Source organism: Burkholderiales bacterium (assembly GCA_036262035.1).
Taxonomy (GTDB): domain Bacteria; phylum Pseudomonadota; class Gammaproteobacteria; order Burkholderiales; family SG8-41; genus JAQGMV01.
Genome location: DATAJS010000010.1, coordinates 823,035 through 840,614 on the forward strand (window position 1 = coordinate 823,035; position 17,580 = coordinate 840,614).

Genomic DNA, 17,580 nt, shown 5'->3' on the forward strand with positions numbered 1-17,580 from the left:
CGCGACGAAGCAATCGCGGAGCGTCCGCAGTTAAAACCGGGGTCCGACCCCAAAGAAACCGGGGTCGGACCCCGCAGGTCAATCCAGCCGCGCTCCCGTCGCGCGGATCACCTTGCCCCACTTCTCGGTCTCGCTCTTCACGAGCTGGGTGAACTCGGCCGGCGAGGTGCCGTAGAGCTCGAGGCCCATGCCGCGCATCTTGCCGGCGAACTCGGCGTCCTTGAGCGCCCTGACGAACTCGTTGTGGAGCCGGTCGATGATCGGCTTCGGCGTGCCCGCCGGAGCGACCGGCCCTTGCCACGTGATCGTCTCGAAGCCCGGCAGCGCTTCGGCCACCGGCGGGATGTCGGGCAGCGCCTGGATGCGCTTGGCGGTCGACGTCGCGAGCGCGCGCAGCTTGCCGGCCTGAATGAAAGGCATCGGCTCGGGCATCGGGTTCAGCATGAACTGTATGCGGCCGCTGACGACGTCGAGCACGCCCGGCGCAGATCCCTTGTACGGCACGTGCTGGGTCTTGATGCCGGCCATCAGGTTGAAGAGCTCGCCGGAAAGGTGCATCGAGGAGCCGTTGCCCGCGGACGGAAAGTTGAGCTCGCCGGGGCGCTTCTTCGCCAGCGCGATCAGCTCCTGGGTGGTCTTGACCGGAAGCGAAGGGTGCACGCACAGGATGAGCGGCGAAGCGGTGACCATGGAGATCGGTGCGAAGTCCTTCTGCGGATCCCACGTGAGCTTCGAGTACAGGCTGATGTTGGTCGCGAGGAAGATCGTGCTCATCAGGAGCGTGTAACCGTCGGGGGCGCTGCGCGCGACGTAGTCCGCGGCGACGTTGCCGCCTGCGCCGACGCGGTTCTCCACCACCACCTGCTGACCGAGGTAGTCGGTGAGCTTGTTCGCGAACGCGCGTGCCACCACGTCGCTCGCGCCGCCGGGCGCATACGCGTTGATGAGGCGCACGGTTTTCGCGGGGTAGGTCTGAGCGAGCGACGGGCTCGCTACCGCTGCTGCAAGAACGAAGATCGCACTGCCGAACCGGGTCATCGCATCCTCCTCCTGTTTGCATCATCTTCGCATATTGCGGAGCGGACCAGTGCGTGTATCGATGCGCTGGAACCGATGTCGTATGATCTGTCGGACTCAAAGGAGGGGACACGATGACCGCTCGGCTCGTTTTCGCAATGCTCCTGTTTCCGCTGTGCTGCGCAGCGGCCGAAGTCGCCGGTGTGAAAGTGCCGGACACCGCCGCCGTCGGCGGCCAGGAGCTCGTGCTGAACGGCGCGGGGCTGCGACAGCGGGCGTTCTTCAAGGTGTACGTCTGCGCCCTGTACCTCACCGCAAAGCAGACCACCGCCGCGCAGGCGCTGGCCAGCCCCGGTCCGAAGCGCATCAGCATGGCGATGCTGCGGGACGTCACCGCGCCGCAGCTCATCGAGGCATTGAACGACGGCATTCGCCAGAACCACACCGCGGCGGAGGTGGAGAAGCTCAAGCCCGGGATCGAAGCGCTGAACAGGATCATGACCGGCATCGGGCAGGCGAAAAACGGCAGCCTCGTCACCCTCGATTTCGTTCCCGCAACGGGGACGCAGGTGACGCTCAACGGCGCGGCGCAGGGCGCGCCGATCCCGGGCGAGGACTTCTATCGCGCGCTCATGAAAATATGGCTGGGCGACGATCCGGTCGATAGCGGAATCAAGAAGGCGTTGCTGGGTGGATAACAAGACGGAGGAGATTGCATAGCATGCGGATCGGATCGGTTATGGCAATGGCAGGGTTGCTGTGCGCAACGACGGCGGGGGCGGCGGAGTGGCCGGCGCGGCCGGTGCGCGTGGTGGTGCCTTTCGCGCCGGGTGGTGCGACCGACGTAGTCGCACGGCTCATGGCCCCGCGGCTTACCGAAGAATTCGGCCAGCAGTTCGTCATCGACAACCGCGCGGGTGCGGGCGGCACGATCGGCACCGAGATCGTCGCGCGTGCGAATCCCGACGGCTACACGATCAACATCGGCGCCTCGAGCTATGCGTCGAGCGCGGCGCTCTACAAGCTCACGTACGATCCGATGACCGGCATGCAGCACGTGACGCTGATCACGCGCGGGCCGTTCGTGCTCGCGGTGCATCCGACGGTGCCGGCGAAAGACATCAAGGAGTTCATCGCGCTCGCCAAGGCGAAGCCGGGCGCGCTGTCGTTCGGCTCGTCGGGCACCGGCGGCGTGCCGCATCTTGCGACCGAGCACCTGCGGCAGATGACCGGCACCCAGATGGTCCACGTGCCGTACAAGGGCGATGCGCCGGCGATCCTCGATCTGCTGTCGGGGCGCATCCAGTTCTACCTCGGCGGACCGCTGGTGCTGACGCCGCACATGAACGCGGGCCGCATCCGCGGTCTCGCGGTGACGAGCGAAGCGCGCTCGTCGATCCTGCCCGACCTGCCCGCAATCAACGAAGTCGTGCCGGGCTATACCGCGTTCACGTGGTTCGGGATGTGGGCGCCGCCCAGGACGCCGCACGCGATCGTGACCAAGCTCAACGAATCGATCGGACGCATCCTCAAGCGTGCCGACGTGATCGAGCGGTTGCGCGCGGACGGCATGGAGCCCGGGCACAACTCGCCCGAAGAGTTCGCTCGCTTCGTCGCCGCGGACATCGCGAAGTGGCAAAAAGTGGTGAAGGCGGGGAATATCCGGATCGATTGACGGATCGTCATTCCCGCGAAGGTGACGCGCAGCGTCATTCCCGCGAAGGCGGGAATCCATTTTGACGTTTGGATTTGAGAATGGATTCCCGATCCCCTCCGCTGGCGCGGGTCGGGAATGACGGTTGTTGTAAGGCCGACGCGTCTCCTCCGACCAAATCGGCGGAGGCCCCTCATGCGCACACTCATCGCCACAGCCCTGCTCCTCGCGCTGCCGTCGCTCGCGTATGCACTATGCACCGCCGCCAGCGCCGAGCGCCGCGTGCCGCTGCTCGAGCTCTACACGTCCGAAGGCTGCAACAGTTGCCCGCCGGCCGACCGCTGGGTGAGCGGGCTGCCGGCGAACGGCCTCAAACCGGACAAGCTCGTCGTGCTCGCGTTCCACGTCGACTACTGGGACCGCCTCGGCTGGGTCGACAAATTCGGCCAGGCGCGCTTCAGCCGGCGCCAGCAGGCGCTCAACGACCGCAACCGCGCGCGGGTGGTCTACACCCCTCAGCTCGTGCTGAACGGCAAGGACTATCGGCGCTCGGGTGACGACGACTTCGCGCGTCGCGTCGCCGAGGTCAATCGCGACAAGCCGCGCGCCGCGATCAGGCTCGAGCTCGCGCCGGCGGCCGAGCGCGTGAACGTGAGCGGGACGTGGTCGTCGACCGAAGCGGGCGACGCGCGCGCGTGGCTGGCGTTGTACGAGAACCGGCTCGCCACTTTCGTTCGCGCGGGCGAGAACGGCGGCAAACGGCTCGAGCACGACTTCGTGGTGCGCGATCTCGCCGGTCCGTTCGCTAAAGGCGCGATGTCGCACGCGTTCACGATCGACAAGCGCTGGGAGCGCGCGAATCTCTTCGTCGCGAGCTTCGTGCAGGACGCGAAGTCGGGTGACGTGCTGCAGGCGCTTGCGAGACCCCTGTGCGCAGGCTGAAAGGCAATTGACCGCAAAGGACGCCAGGGAAGAGCACGAACGATTTTTCCTTGGTTTTCCTTTGCGTCCTTTGCGTCCTTGGCGGTAAAAGCTTTTAAACTCACGCCCTCGACAGTCGAATTGAGGGGGGCGCGATGGACACCGCAGAACACAAGACCGGAACGACGACGGCCGCGCGAGCGCTCGTCGACGCGCTCCTGCGCGAAGGCATCGACCACGTCTTCGGCATACCCGGCACGCAGAACCTCGCGGTCCTCGACGCGCTGCGCGAAACCAAGGAGATCCGCTTCATCCTGACGCGCCACGAGCAGGGCGCGGCGTTCATGGCGTACGGCTTTGCGCGCGCGCGCCGGGCGCCCGCGGTCGTCACCGCGACCGAAGGCCCGGGCCTGACGAACCTCGCGACCGGCATCGCCGCGGCGCTCAAAGGCAACGTCCCGGTGATCAGCATCTGCGGCGTGCAGGAAAGCCTGATGCGCGACCGCGACGCGACGCAGGACATCGACCAGACGAGCTTCATGCGCCCCATCACCAAGTGGGCGCAGACGATCCCCACGCCGGAGAAGACCCAGGAGTTCGTGCGCAAGGCGTTCCGCATCGCGCTCACCGAGCCTTACGGTCCCACGCACATCGACGCGTCGAGCGAGGTTCTGCTCGAGCCGGTGAAGCCCGAGCCCACCGATCCCGCGCGCTATCGCAACACGTCGCTCGCGGTCTGCGATCCCGCGCAGATCGACCAGGTCGCGGAGCTGCTATCGAAAGCCGAGCGGCCGGTGTTCCTCGTCGGCCGCGGCCTCATCAACGAATCGGCGACCGACGCGATGGCGAAGCTCGCCGAAGCGACCGGCATCCCGGTCGCCGCGCTCCAGTATTCGCCCGACGCGTTCCCGTCGTCGCACGCGCTGGCGCTGGGGCCGCTGGGACGCAACGGTTTCCAGAGCGCGAACAGGACCGTGCCGCAAGCCGACCTCATCGTCGCGATCGGCGCGCACATGGACGTGTTCTCGACGATGTACAAGTACGGCATCTTCAGCGAGAAGGCGAAGCTCGTGCATCACACCAGCGCGCCGGGACAGATCGGCATCGTGTTCCCGGTGACGCTCGGCGTGACGGGCTCGACGAAGAGCTTCATCGACGGGCTTCTCGGCCGCGTCAAAGGTGTTACGAAAGCGTGGGTCGACGTCGCCAGGGCGCGTGCGGAGGGTGAAGCCGCTCTGCAGAAAGAGCTCAAGCCCGACGCCGAGCCGATCCAGTCGCAATGGGTCGCGCACGCCATCCGCAAAGTGCTGCCGAAGAACGGCATCTGCGTCGTCGATGCCGGCAACGGCGGCAAGCACGTGCGCAGCTACTTCAAAAGCTACGAGCCCGGAACCTTCATGTGCATCGACGACTGGGCGTCGGTGGGCGGATCGTTTCCCATTGCGCTCGGCGCGAAGCTCGCGCAACCCGACCGGCCGGTGCTGTGCGCCTCGGGCGACATGGGCGCGATGATGAACATCGGCGAGCTCGAGACCGCGATCCGCGAGAACATCCCGGTCGTGTACGTCGTGTTCAACGACCAGGGCCTGGGCAACGAGCGCGCGTTCCAGAACGAGCACTACGGCGGGCGGTTCTTCGCGGTCGATTACAGGAACCCGGACTTCGGCGCGCTGGCGAAGGTGTTCGGCGCTTACGGCGAGCAGGTGAAGAAACCGGGCGATCTCGAAGGCGCGATCCAGCGCGCGTTCGACAGCGGCAAGCCGGCGGTGATCGACGTGCTCATCGACCAGAACACGCTCGCGCCGGTGGTCTACAAAGGATAGGGTCAGACCCCGGTTTCATCGGGGTCTGACCCTGGTTTTGCGCAGCTACTGATCGAACTTCGCGGCGCCCAATCCACCCGCGATGAACGGCCCCATCGAAGTCGGCCGGTATTGCGGGTTCGCCTTTTCCCAGCGCGCCTTCACGCTCGGGTGCAGGAGGTCGGCGGCGAGCACCGCGCGATCCGATTTGCCGAGCTTGGAGAACGGCAGCGACTCCCACGGTTTCTGGATCGCCGGGAAGTCCGCGGGCACCTCGATGTGGTCCGCCGCGCCGTCGGCGAACTTCACGCCGGCGCCCGAGAGCTTGCGGATCATCCACTGCAGCGCGACGTTGGAGAGCCCGCTTTCCGCCGGTTTGTTGCCGCCGCCCACATCGGAGTGCGCGCCGACGAACCACGCCTGCGTGATCCCCGCACGGTCGTTCCAGCGCGTCACCGGGAAATCGATGCGGCGCTCGTCGATCGCCATCGCGTGGAATCCGAACTCCACCCTGTCGCTCAGGTTCTCGTCGGTGAAGCGGAAGACGTCGTAGCGGTGGTCGCCCGCGTAGGTCGGGATGCCGAGCGAGCCGACGGTGTCCCACACCGCGACCGACTTGAGCTTCACGTCCGGGATCAGCGCGTTCGACGGCAGCTGGTTGCCGAAGAAACCCTGCGCGACGCCGATCACGCTGTTCGCGAGCGCGGTCAGGCGATTGGCCCCGGTGAGCGAGACGGTCCTCGCGCGCGACCAGGCGAGCACGCCGAGGCGATACGCCTCCATCTCGTTGTTGGGCTCGTACGCGGCGCGGTTGAGCAGGCCCACCTTGGCGATCATGCCCGCGAGCGCCCGCGCGGTGTACGCGCCGCGGCTGAAGCCGACGATGTGGATCGCGTCGCCTGGCTCGTACCAGCGCGAGATGAAGGTGTAGCCGCGCACGATGCGCGCGATGATGCCGAAGCCGAACGTGCCGCCCAGCACCCGCAGCAGGATGTTCGACGAATCGCCGACGCCGTGGAGGTATTTCGCGACCTGCACCACCTTGCCGCCTTCGCGCAGGATGCGCTCCTGCTCGTTCGAGAGCGGCGTCGAGGCGTCGGTCGCCTCGCCTTTCAGCCGCGAGTACAGCTTGAGCACGTTGGTGATGTCGCTGCGGTCCTGGTCGGCGTCGCGGTCGTCGAGATCGAGCCTCGACAGTCCCGGCCGCTCGGCCGGCCCGCCCCAAGTGCCGTCGGCACAGAAGATGATGTTCTTGGGCATGTGACGTCCCCCTTTCGAGCGTCGAAAGTCCATTCTAGGACGAACGAAGCGCGCGAGTACCGGCCATTGGTATGGCAACATGCGGCTGACACCACGTAGGGGATTTCCCGATGAACGTGCGTCTCGCAGCCGCGGCGATCGCCGCTTTCGCGTGTCTACCGGCAGTCGGTGCGAGCTACCCGGTGAAGCCGGTGCGGCTCATCGTCCCCTATGCGCCCGGCGGCAGCTCGGACATCATCGCGCGCCTTTACGCGCAGCGCCTGTCGGAGACGATGGGGCAGACCTTCGTGGTCGACAACCGCCCCGGCGCGGGCGGCACCATCGGTACCGACCTCTGCGCCAAGTCGACGCCCGACGGCTATACGCTGCTCCTCCAGGACATGCCGCACACGATCAACCCGGCCGTGTACGGCAAAGTGCCGTACGATCCGCTGCGCGATTTCGACCCGGTGACGCTCGTCGCGCGCGCGCCGCAGTGGCTGTTCGTGTTTCCTGCGGTGCCGGCGAAGACCGTGAGCGAGCTCGTCGCGCTGGCGAAATCGCAGCCGGACACGCTCAGGATCGGCTCGGCGGGCAACGGCAGCGGCACGCATCTCATGGCCGAGCTCCTGATGCGCGGCGCGGGCATACGGCTGAATCACGTTCCGTACAAAGGCGCGGGGCCCGCGGTGAGCGCGACGGTCGCCGGCGAGATGAACGCGGTGTTCACCTCGATGCCGGCGGCGGTGTCGTTCGTGCAGAGCGGACGGCTGCGTCCCATCGGGGTGACGACGCCGAAACGCCATCCTTCGCATCCCGAAGTGCCGACGTTCGAAGAGAGCGGCGTTCGCGGTATGGTGCTGACCCACTGGTTCGGCGTCATCGCGCCCGCACGCCTGCCCAAACCCGTGCTCGCGCGGGTGCACGACGAATTCGTCACGGCGGCGGGTCATCCGTCGGTCGTGGAACGCTACAAAGGCCTGATGCTCGACGCGGCGACCACTTCGCCGCAGGAATTCCGCGCGCTGATCGAGAGCGACCTGGCGCGATGGGGGAAAGTCGTGCGCGACGCGGGAATCAAAGCCCAGTGACGAGCGTCTCGCGATTGCTTCGTCGCTCGCGCTCCTCGCAATGACCGTCATCGCGAGCCGGCGAAGCCGGCGTGGCGATCCCGTGACGCCCGCTCAGCTGAGCGCGCGGATCTCCTCACGCCGCTTCAGCCACCACGAATAACAGAGCGGCAGCAGGTCGAGGTAATCGTCCACGCCGAGCTCTTTCGCGGCGTGCGCCGGCCAGTTCGGATTCCAGAGCAGCTCGCGCGCGAGCGCGATCAGGTCAGCCTGCCCCTGCTGAAGGATCTCTTCGGCGTGCCGCGCTTCGGTGATGAGCCCCACCGCGATCGTTTTCACATCGGCTTCGCGTTTCACGCGCATCGAGTACGGCACGTGGTAGCCCGGCGCGCGCGGAACCAGCGTCGCGGTGCCGGGGCCGCTGATGCCGCCGGACGACGTCGTCACGACTTCGATGCCTCGCGCTTTCGCTTCGCGCACCAGCGCGACGGTGTCGTCGACGCTCCAGCGGCTGTTGTGCCCGTCGACCGCGGAGACGCGCATGAACACCGGCAGGTGCTGCGGCCACACCGCGCGCACCGCCTCGACGATCTCGAGGCACAGCCGCATGCGGCCCTGCAGGTCGCCGCCGTACGCGTCGCTGCGCAGGTTCGACATCGGCGACAGGAACTGGTGGATGAGGTAGCCGTGCGCCGCGTGGATCTCGAGGATGTCGTAACCCGCGTCGATCGCGCGCGACGCCGCCTCGCGCCAGTGCCCGACCACTTCCCGGATCTCGCTCGTCGCGAGCGCATGCGGCGCCGGCGCCGTCTCGCTCGCCGGCACTGTGCTCGCTGAGACGGTCTGCCACGGCGCTTCGCCGTGCTTCGCATCGTCCTCATTCAAAGGCCGATACCCCGTCCACGGCTGGCAGCCCGAGCCTTTGCGTCCGGAGTGGCCGATCTGTATCGCGGGGATCGCGCCCTGGTTGCGCAGAAAGTCGTTGATGCGCCGGTATTGCGCGATGTGGCGGTCGGCGTAGATGCCCGCGCAGTGATGCGACTTGCGCCCGCGCTCCTCGACCGACGTCTCCTCGCAGAACACGATGCCCGCGCCGCCCATCGCGAACTTGCCGAGATGCACGAGGTGATAGTCGGTCGGCCCGCCTTCTTCCGACGAGTACTGACACATCGGCGAGACGACGACGCGGTTGCGCGCGGTGACGCTGCGCAACTCGATGGGCGTGAACAGCAGAGGTCGTGGAAGTGTCACGAAGTTTGACCTTGAAATGGCTGTCATGATTGACTGCCTGCTCGACTCGGCAAGTCGATATCGACCTTACCAAAAGACAGGAACAACAGCATGGCCGATCATCAATTTTGCAGCTGCGCACCGCGTATTGAAGAGTTGGGGCGCGCTGCTTCGCTATGACGATTGCCGCGAGCGTCGCGGAGTCGCCGTCATTCCCGCGAAGGCGGGAATCCATTTGGACGTCAAGCCGGGACCAACGAGTCAAGATGGATCCAGGATCGCGTGCGCTGGCGCACACGCGTCCGGGATGACGGTCGCTGGCGCGACCGTCAGTTCTTCGTCATCCCGGCATCCTTCGCGACCTTCTCCCACTTCGCGAGGTCGCCGGGGATGAACTTCTTCATCTCGAGCGGCGTTCTGGTTTCGACTTCCGCGCTCTCGGCGGCGAAGCGCTTCGCCGTCTCGGGCGACTGGAGGATCGAGCCGATCTCGCGATTGAGCTTGTTCAATATCTCCGGCGGCGTTCCCGCGGTCGCGGCCCAACCCCACCAGATCGTGGCGTCGTAGCCGGGCAGACCGGATTCTGCGGTCGTCGGGATGTCGGGAAACGCCGCGACGCGCTTGGTGCTCGTCACCGCGAGCGGCTTGATCTTGCCCGAGCGTATCTGCGGGCTCGCGGTCACCGCGGTCGCAGTCGCGACGTGCGCCTGACCGGACATGACGTCGATCAGCGCGGGGGCGCCGCCTTTGTACAAAGCGATCTCACCTTTGAACCCCGCCTGGCTGCGGAACATCGCGGAAGCGAAGTGCATGAAGCCGCCGGCTGAGGCGAGCGTGAGATAGTTCGGCTTAGCTTTGCCGAGGTTGATGAGGTCCTGCAGGTTGTTGACCGGCAGCGAGGGCGTGACGGTGACGATCACCGGCGCGCGGCCGAACATCGCGACCCAGTCGAAGTCCTTCACCGGGTCGTACGGCATCTTCTTGATGACCGCGGGATTCATCGTGAACGCGGTCGACGCCATCAGCAGGGTATAACCGTCGGGATTGGCGCGCGCGACGGTCTCGGTCGCCATCATGCCTTCCGCGCCCGCGCGATTGTCGACGACGACCTGTTTGCCGAGCCGTTCCGCGACGCCCGCGCCGATATAGCGCGCGAGGATGTCGTTGCTGCCGCCCGGCGCCTGCGGCACGAGCACGCGGATCGGCTTGGTCGGATAGCCCGACGGGTCGTTGTCTTTCCCCGCTTTCTGCGCGGCGAGGACGGGGGTTGCGAGGATCAGGGCTGCGGACGCTGCGGTTGCTGCGAATCTCACTGTGCTCCCTCCTTGCTGATGGGTTTTTAGCGGTGCTCCCTTGTAAAGCCGTGACAAGAATCGGTGACATGAAACGGTGACATGAACCCCGTGACGGCACGTCACCGCTGTTCATGACGATAGCACGGCGGGCCGGCGGGCTTGCGCGCGAACTGCGAAGGGTCCGAGAATGGCCCGGACACGACCGGGAAAGAGGAGGAGCGCCATGACTGTCGCAACCGCACCGACGATGCCCATCAAGGAGCTCTCGGCCGACGAGATGTCCGAGCGCGTCGCACGCTTCAAGACGCTGAAGTATCCGCCGGACCGCTACCCGGACAGCCAGCTCCCGGGCCACCTGCGCAAGAACTTCCTGGTCATCGGGCACGGTCTCATCGTCGAGGGCGGCAAGGACCCGATGTCGGCCATCCCCGTCGACGAAGGTTTTCAGATGTCGTACGTGGAAGCCGAGCCCGGCAATGGACCGATGCTCCACAATCACGACACCAACGAGACGTTCATCGCCATCCGCGGCCGCTGGCGCGTCATCTGGGGGCTCAAGGAGGAGCACCACGTCGACCTCGACCCGCTCGACGTCTGCGCGGTTCCGCCTTACGTGCCGCGGCGGTTCATCAATCTCGAGCGCGGCGCGGGCGGCGAGCCCGGGCTGCTGATGACGATACAGCCCGGCAACACGCCGCGCACCGAGTTCATCGGATAGAACGTAGCGCCGGCAGACGCATAGGACGTAGCGCCGACCAACGGCGTAGACCCTACTGTGCGAGGACGCGGGCGAGCTCGAGCAGCTCGGTGTCGATGGGCTTGGTGCGGCCGGCGACTTCGGCGAGCTTTGTTGCGGTGATCGCGTTGCAGAGCAGACCCATCAGCACGCCGCTGTTGCCTGCCGCGAGCTGATCGACCGCGGCCGCGCCCAATCGCGTGGCGAGCACGCGATCGGCGGCGGTAGGGACGCCGCCGCGCACCACGTGGCCGAGCGTGGTGAGGCGCAGCCCGAAGCCGATCGCCGCGCGATGCGCCTTGAAGTAATCCATCAGCTCGGAGGCGTTGTGCTTGGAGCCTTCGGCGACGACGACCAGCGCGTGCGTCTTGCCGCGGCGGTACGCGGCGCCGAGGCGCTCGACGACGACCTGCGGCTCGACTTCCGCTTCAGGCGTCATGATCACTTCCGCGCCGCCCGCGATGCCGGTCATCAGCGCGATGTAGCCGCAGTTGCGGCCCATGGTCTCGACGAGAAACGCGCGCTGGTGCGACGAGCCGGTGGTGCGCAGCCGGTCGATCGCTTCGAGGGTGATGTTGACCGCGGTGTCGACGCCGATGGTGACGTCGGTGCCGTAGAGGTCGTTGTCGATCGTCGAGGCGATGCCGACGACCGGAAAGCCCGCGGCGTGCAGGCTGTGCGAGCCGGTCTGCGAGCCGTTGCCGCCGATGACGATCAGCGCTTCGATGTCACGCGCGGCGAGGTTGCGCAGCGCCCTGGAGCGGCCTTCCTCCTGCGCGAACTCGGGGGCGCGCGCGCTGCCGAGCACCGTGCCGCCGCGCTGGATGATGCCGCCGACATCGCGCGCATGCAGCGGGTCGATGGTGTTCGCGAGCAGTCCCGCGTACCCGTTCTTGACCCCGAAGACTTCCCAGCCGCGCGCGAGCGCCGCGCGCGTGGCGGCTCGCACCGCGGCGTTCATGCCCGGTGCGTCGCCGCCGCTGGTCAGTATCGCTATGCGCTGCAAAAAATCCTTTCTATACGACGCCCATCAGGACCAGGACGACCAGGATGACGACGACGAGGCCGATGCCGCCGACCGGGCCCGCGCCCCAGCCCGCCCGGTAACCGTAACCGCCGCCGCCGAGCAGCAGCAGGATGAGAATGACCAGCAGCAGTGCGGTAGTGCTCATGGTGTTGCCTCCGATTGTGGCGATACGGCATGCGTGTGGCAACAGTCGTGCCACCCCCCGTCATTCCCGAGCCGCGGTAGCGGGACTATCGGGAATCCATATTCAAGCGCTTTTTAAAGTCAAAATGGATCCCCGCCTAGGCGGGGATGACGCTGGTTGCGTCGCCTTCGCGGGAATGACGATCCCTCAGTCGATGCGTATTCCGGCGCTCTTCACCACCTTCACGTTCTGCGCGACTTCGGCGCGGATGAAGCGCCCGAACGCCTCCGGCGTGGTGGTTGCCGGCTCGAGGCCCTGGCGGTTGAACGCTTCCTTCATCTCCCGCGTATCGACGACCCTGGCGATCGTCGCGTTGAGACGCGTCACGTAATCGCGCGGCACGCCCGCCGGCGCGAGGAGGCCGTACCAGCCCGAGCGGTCGTAGCCGGGCACGCCGGCCTCGTGCAGCGTCGGCTGCTCGGGCGCGAGCTCGGTGCGGTTGCGCGTGGAGACGCCGAGCACGCGGATTTTCTTCGCGGCGAGCAGCGGCTTGGACGCGGGGATGCTCGCGAAGATCATGTCGGTCTCGCCGGCGGCGGTCGCGGTGACGCCGTCCGACGTGCCTTTGTAAGGCACGTGCACCATCTCGATGTTCGCGAGCGCGCTGAAGACGAGCGCCGACAGGTGCGCGGAGCTTCCCACGCCCGAGGTCGCGTAGTTGAGCTTTTTCGGCTGCGCACGCGCGAGCGCGACGAGCTCTCTCACCGATCGGGCGGGCACCGACGGATGGACGACGAGGAACCACGGCCCGGTGACAATGCGCGCGACCGGCGTGAAATCGCGCTCGAGGTCGTAAGGCAGCCTGGAGCGCACCGCGGGCTGCACCGCGTCGGCGGCGGGCATGAGGAGCAGCATCGAGCCGTCCGGCGGCGCTTTCGACACCGCTTCGGTGGCGATGAGCCCGCCCGAGCCGCCGCGGTTCTCGACGATGAACGGCGTTTGAAAAGCTTCGGCGAGCTTCGGCGCGATCATGCGCGCGGTGATGTCGCTCGCGCCCCCGGCGGCGAAGCCGACCATGAGGCGCACCTGTTTCGGCGGCGCGGTCTGTGCGTACGAGGGTACGGCGACGACCAGCGGCGCGAAAGCGAGCAGACGACAGAGCGGGCTTGCAGGCACGTGCATCCTCCTCGTGGCGAGAAGCAGCGAAGCGTCCTATGTATGGCACAGATCGCGATCGCCCGCTTCGCGGGCGCAGCGCTCAGGTCCCGAGCGGCGCCTCCAGCGGCCGTTTTCGAGCGAGGCGGGCGAGCAGCGGCCACGCGGCGATGACCGCGACGACTCCGAGGATGACGGCGGCGATCGGGCGGGTGAAGAAGATCGACATGTCGCCGTGCGACATCTTGAGCGACTGGCGCAGCGAGACTTCGAGCATGCCGCCCAGAACCAGCGCGAGCAGCAGCGGCGCCTGCGGGAAGCCCATCTTGAGCGTGACGTAGCCGATCACCCCGAACGCGAGCATGAGCCACAGGTCCTGCAGGCTGTAGTTGACGCTGAACACGCCGACCACGCAGAAGATCGCGATCAGCGCGGCGAGGACCTTGTAGGGCACGCGCAGCACCGCGACGAATGCCGGGACGAACGCGATGTTGAGCACCAGCAGCATCACGTTGCCGATGTACATCGACGCGATGAGGCCCCACACGAATTCGGTGTTCTTCGCGAACAGCAGCGGCCCGGGCTGCAGGTTGAAAAGCGTCAGCACGCCGAGCAGCACCGCGGTGGTGCCCGAGCCCGGGATGCCGAGCGTGAGCAGCGGAATCATCGCGCCGCCGGTCGACGCGTTGTTCGCCGCTTCGGGCGCGGCGACCCCTTCGATCGCGCCCTTGCCGAATCGCTCCGGCGTCTTCGAGATCCGCTTTTCCGCGGCGTAGGCGAGGAAGGTCGAGATGGTCGCGCCGGCGCCCGGCAGCACGCCGACCAGGAAGCCGATGATGCTGCCGCGGCCGATCGGCGCCGCGCTGTCCTTCAGGTCCTTTTTCGTGATCAGCATCTCGCGCAGCGTGGTCTTCATGATCTGGCCGTCCACCGGATCCTCGACCATCGCCAGCACCGCGCCGATGCCGAAGAGGCCCACCGCGACCGGCAGGAAACCGACGCCGTCCATCAGCTCGAGGTTGCCGAAGGTGTAGCGCTGGCTGCCGTCGATGGGATCGAGCCCGACCACCGCGAGGCCGAGGCCGAGCAGCGCCATCGCGTAGCCTTTCGCGCGCGCTTTGCCGGTGAGGCCGCTGATCGCGGAGAGACCGAGCAGCATGAGCGCGAAGTACTCGGGCGGGCCGAAGCTCAACGCGGCCTGCGAGATGGGCGGCGCGAGCAGCGTGAGCATGACCACGCTGAACGTTCCCGCGATGAACGACCCGATGGCCGCGATCGTGAGCGCCGGGCCCGCGCGTCCCTGGCGCGCCATCGCGTTGCCGTCGAGGCAGGTCATGAGCGAGGACGATTCGCCGGGCACGTTCATGAGGACCGAGGTGATCGTGCCGCCGTACATGCAGCCGGCGTAGATGCCGCACATCAGGATCATCGCCGCCGTCGGGTCCATGCCGAAGGCGAGCGGTATCAGGATCGAGAGTCCCGCGACCGGGCCGATACCGGGCAGCGCGCCGATGAGCGTGCCGATGATGACGCCGAGCGTCACGACGAGCATGTTCAGCGGCGAGAACGCGACGCCGAACCCCAGGGCGAGATTGCTGAGCAAGTCCATCAAACCTCCGGCGGCGGGCCGGCATGCGCCGGCCGAGACATCAGATGAATGCGAATCCTTCGAGCACGCCCTTGGGCAGGGGCACGCTCAGGCATACCGCGAACACGACGTAGAGGACGATCGCCGCGAGCAGCGGCACCGTGGCGAGCATGACTTTCGATCGCACGCCGAGCCCGAAGATGACGACGCCGACGAAGAGCGTGGTCGTCACCAGGAAGCCCAGCGTCGTCAGCGCCACGAAGGCAAGGCCGAGCGCCGCGAGGACGAGGATGACCCGCAGCCATCCGGCCGCGCCGGGCCACGCCGTCGGCTCCGTGTCTTTGGGGCGCAGCGCCTTGAGGACGAGCACCGAGCCGGTGGCGATGAGGCCGGCGGCGATCCAGCGCGGCAGGAAACCGGGACCGGGAATGTCGTCGACGATATAGGCGAGCTTCAGCGCGTGCAGCAGCATGAAACCGCCGATCGCGGCGAAGACCGCACCCGAAAGTGCTTCAGCTTTGTTCATGGCGATCCTGGGAAAGTGAGCGGGAAGCGCCGCGCGGCGCCTCCCGGTCCTTGCGGGCTGCTCAGAGCTTGCCGATCGACTTCAGGAGCGCGGTGAGCGTCTCGCGCTCGTCCGCGAGGTACTTCGCGTAATCGGCGCCGCCGAGAAACTTCACGGTCATCATGTTCTTGTCGGCGTACTCGGCCCACTGCTTGGACTGCGTGATCTTCTTCATCATCTCGACCAGGACCTGCTCCTCCTGCTTGGAGATGCCCGCGGGCGCGACCACGCCGCGCGCCGAGCGCGACACCACGTTGTAGCCGACCTCCTTCATGGTCGGCACGTCCTTCAGGCCCGCCACGCGCTGGTCCGAGAACACCGCGAGCGGCACGAGCTTGCCCGCCGCGACGTAGCCCGCTAGCTCGTTCGGATTGCCGAGCGCGACGTCGACGTGGCCGCCGAGGATCGCGGCGTTGACCTCGCCGCCGCTCTTGAACGGGATGTAGTTGAGCTTCACCTTGGCGGCGTTCTCGATCATCAGGGCGAGATTGGCATCGGAGCCCGCCGAGCCGGTGCCGCCCACCTTCACCGAGCCGGGCTTCTTGCGCGACGCCTCGAGCACGTCCTTCATCGTCTTGTAGCCCGACGCGGGCGACGCCGTCATGAGCTGGGTGTCGATCAGCATGAGCGCGATCGGCGTGAAGTCGCTCGGCGCCACCTGCATCTGCTTGTGCACGAAGCCGTAGCTGAACGACTGCGTGGACGTCGCGATCACGTGCGCGTTGCCCTTCTTGGTCGCGAGATAGGTCCAGCCCACCTGTCCCGAAGCGCCGGGCTTGTAGGTGATGGAGATCGGCTGCGGCGAGAGCTTCTCGTCGCCGATGATCTTCTTCATCATCTCGCCGGTGATGCCGCTGCCGCCTCCCGGCGCGAACGGAACCACGAGCTCGATCGGACGCGTCGGGAAACGCTGTGCGTAAGACGCGGGAATGGCGGCGAGCGCAACCGCCGCGAGAGTGAGAGCACCGAACCAGCCACCACGACTACCCATTGCCAAATCTCCTCGTCGAGTTGTTGTGCAGCAGGCCGCGCGTCGAGCGCACGGCCGTCGGGCGAGCAGAGGAGAGCGCTGAGAGCGCAGGGACGCACGCAACTCGCGATGCACGTTGCGCGCGACGCGGCAGAACGCCGCGAGACGGCGATTCCTCCTCCGGTATTTCTTTATTCGCCCGCCTTCGCCGCTGCGACGGGCTTTGTCGGGATCATACCTGCGTCGGCGCCGCGCGACGAGCGTGTGAGCTTCGAGGGTGGTCCTCGCTTACGCCGCGTCCTGTTCCACGATGCGGCCGAGCGGCGTCCCCAGCACCGCCATCCTCACCATGTGACGCGGGCTGGTGTGCTCGAAATCCTTCACCGCGTAATGCAGCGTGCAGCGGTTGTCCCAGATCGCGACGTCGTCCACGCGCCAGCGATTGCGGTAGACGAATTCCGGCCGCACCGAGTGCGCGAAGAGATGCTCGAGCAAGCCGCGACTTTCGTCGGCGGTCATGCCGACGAAGTGGCTGGTCACCGCTTCGCTGACGAACAGCGATTTTCTTCCGGTGTCGGGATGCACGCGCACGACCGGATGCGCGACCGGCGGCGCTTTCTTCCTGCGCGCCGCGATCTTCTCGGCGTCGAGGTAAGTCGCGAGCTTGCCGAGGCGCAGCGAGAAGTCGTGCACCGCCTCGAGCCCTTCGAGGATCTCTCGCAACCTGGGCGAGAGCCGGTCGTACGCGAGATACATGTTCGCGAACAGGGTGTCGCCGCCCGTATCGGGGATCTCGCGGCAGTAGAGCATGGTCGCTTTCAGCGGCCGCGCGGTGTACGACTGGTCGGTGTGCCATTCGCGCCCGACGTCGCGCGTCTCCGAAGGCTTCCCGTTCACCTCGTGGTTGGTGAGGAAGTAGATCTCGGGATGCCCCGGATGCGTGTAGTCCTTGCTCGAGTGCAGGTACTTCTCGAGCTCGCCGAAGCGCTCGCCGAAGCGGATGTAGTCGGCGTATTCGAGCTGCTGGTCGCGGAAGACGAGGAGGAGGTGCTCGTGCCACGCCTCGCGGATCGCGTCGAAGTCGCGGTCGGTGATGCGCGAAAGATCGATGCCGGTGACTTCGGCGCCGAGGGCGTTGGACAGCTTGCGGATGTTCATGTCAGTGTCTTGTCATTGCGAGGAGCGGT

Annotated in this window: 17 protein-coding genes; 6 read left to right on the plus strand and 11 right to left on the minus strand. The window is 66.8% G+C overall.

Going from position 1 to position 17,580, the window contains the following annotated elements; translation table 11 throughout:
* Positions 1-78: 78 nt before the first annotated feature.
* Positions 79-1,038: a tripartite tricarboxylate transporter substrate binding protein gene (locus VHP37_11855; GenBank protein ID HEX2827034.1), complete on the minus strand. Its 960-nt coding sequence runs from the start codon at positions 1,036-1,038 to the stop codon at positions 79-81.
* 113 nt (positions 1,039-1,151) lie between these two features.
* Here VHP37_11855 and VHP37_11860 point away from each other — a divergent pair, with 113 nt between their 5' ends.
* From VHP37_11860 to VHP37_11875, 4 genes are all read left to right on the plus strand, one after another.
* Positions 1,152-1,715, plus strand: a complete 564-nt coding sequence (locus VHP37_11860) for a chalcone isomerase family protein (GenBank protein HEX2827035.1) — start codon at positions 1,152-1,154, stop codon at positions 1,713-1,715.
* 47 nt (positions 1,716-1,762) lie between these two features.
* The gene (locus VHP37_11865) at positions 1,763-2,692 is read left to right on the plus strand and encodes a tripartite tricarboxylate transporter substrate binding protein (protein ID HEX2827036.1); all 930 of its coding nucleotides are present in this window, start codon (positions 1,763-1,765) and stop codon (positions 2,690-2,692) included.
* Between the two features lie 174 nt (positions 2,693-2,866).
* The gene (locus VHP37_11870) at positions 2,867-3,613 is read left to right on the plus strand and encodes a DUF1223 domain-containing protein (protein HEX2827037.1); all 747 of its coding nucleotides are present in this window, start codon (positions 2,867-2,869) and stop codon (positions 3,611-3,613) included.
* Between the two features lie 134 nt (positions 3,614-3,747).
* Positions 3,748-5,415, plus strand: a complete 1,668-nt coding sequence (locus VHP37_11875; GenBank protein HEX2827038.1) for a thiamine pyrophosphate-binding protein — start codon at positions 3,748-3,750, stop codon at positions 5,413-5,415.
* Positions 5,416-5,460: 45 nt separating this feature from the next.
* Here the strand turns inward: VHP37_11875 and VHP37_11880 are convergent, their stop codons facing one another.
* Positions 5,461-6,654 carry a DUF2235 domain-containing protein gene (locus VHP37_11880; protein ID HEX2827039.1) on the minus strand — a complete coding sequence of 398 codons (1,194 nt, stop codon included), beginning with the start codon at positions 6,652-6,654 and terminating at the stop codon, positions 5,461-5,463.
* 110 nt (positions 6,655-6,764) lie between these two features.
* On the opposite strand from VHP37_11880, the gene VHP37_11885 reads away from it, so the two are divergent.
* Positions 6,765-7,724: a tripartite tricarboxylate transporter substrate binding protein gene (locus tag VHP37_11885; GenBank protein ID HEX2827040.1), complete on the plus strand. Its 960-nt coding sequence runs from the start codon at positions 6,765-6,767 to the stop codon at positions 7,722-7,724.
* A 93-nt stretch (positions 7,725-7,817) separates the two neighbouring features.
* On the opposite strand, the gene VHP37_11890 is transcribed toward VHP37_11885, so the two are convergent.
* Together VHP37_11890 and VHP37_11895 are read right to left on the minus strand one after the other, a co-directional pair.
* Positions 7,818-8,954 carry an NADH:flavin oxidoreductase/NADH oxidase gene (locus tag VHP37_11890; protein HEX2827041.1) on the minus strand — a complete coding sequence of 379 codons (1,137 nt, stop codon included), beginning with the start codon at positions 8,952-8,954 and terminating at the stop codon, positions 7,818-7,820.
* A gap of 308 nt (positions 8,955-9,262) precedes the next feature.
* On the minus strand, positions 9,263-10,246 hold the full coding sequence (locus tag VHP37_11895) for a tripartite tricarboxylate transporter substrate binding protein (protein ID HEX2827042.1): 984 nt from the start codon (positions 10,244-10,246) through the stop codon (positions 9,263-9,265).
* Positions 10,247-10,451: 205 nt separating this feature from the next.
* On the opposite strand from VHP37_11895, the gene VHP37_11900 reads away from it, so the two are divergent.
* Positions 10,452-10,946, plus strand: coding sequence for a hypothetical protein (locus VHP37_11900; protein ID HEX2827043.1), 495 nt, complete (start codon positions 10,452-10,454; stop codon positions 10,944-10,946).
* 52 nt (positions 10,947-10,998) lie between these two features.
* On the opposite strand, the gene VHP37_11905 is transcribed toward VHP37_11900, so the two are convergent.
* The 7 genes from VHP37_11905 to VHP37_11935 form a co-directional block, all read right to left on the minus strand.
* Positions 10,999-11,970, minus strand: coding sequence for an ATP-dependent 6-phosphofructokinase (locus VHP37_11905; GenBank protein ID HEX2827044.1), 972 nt, complete (start codon positions 11,968-11,970; stop codon positions 10,999-11,001).
* Positions 11,971-11,980: 10 nt separating this feature from the next.
* Complete coding sequence (locus VHP37_11910) at positions 11,981-12,136, minus strand: DUF3309 family protein (protein HEX2827045.1); 156 nt, start codon at positions 12,134-12,136, stop codon at positions 11,981-11,983.
* A gap of 186 nt (positions 12,137-12,322) precedes the next feature.
* Complete coding sequence (locus VHP37_11915) at positions 12,323-13,291, minus strand: tripartite tricarboxylate transporter substrate binding protein (GenBank protein HEX2827046.1); 969 nt, start codon at positions 13,289-13,291, stop codon at positions 12,323-12,325.
* Positions 13,292-13,373: 82 nt separating this feature from the next.
* Positions 13,374-14,879, minus strand: coding sequence for a tripartite tricarboxylate transporter permease (locus VHP37_11920; GenBank protein ID HEX2827047.1), 1,506 nt, complete (start codon positions 14,877-14,879; stop codon positions 13,374-13,376).
* 40 nt (positions 14,880-14,919) lie between these two features.
* A complete protein-coding gene (locus tag VHP37_11925; GenBank protein HEX2827048.1) occupies positions 14,920-15,384 on the minus strand; it encodes a tripartite tricarboxylate transporter TctB family protein in 465 nt (154 codons plus the stop codon).
* Between the two features lie 61 nt (positions 15,385-15,445).
* Complete coding sequence (locus VHP37_11930; protein HEX2827049.1) at positions 15,446-16,414, minus strand: tripartite tricarboxylate transporter substrate binding protein; 969 nt, start codon at positions 16,412-16,414, stop codon at positions 15,446-15,448.
* A 267-nt stretch (positions 16,415-16,681) separates the two neighbouring features.
* Entirely contained in the window at positions 16,682-17,551 is an 870-nt protein-coding gene (locus VHP37_11935) for a TauD/TfdA family dioxygenase (protein ID HEX2827050.1), read from the minus strand.
* Positions 17,552-17,580: the final 29 nt, after the last annotated feature.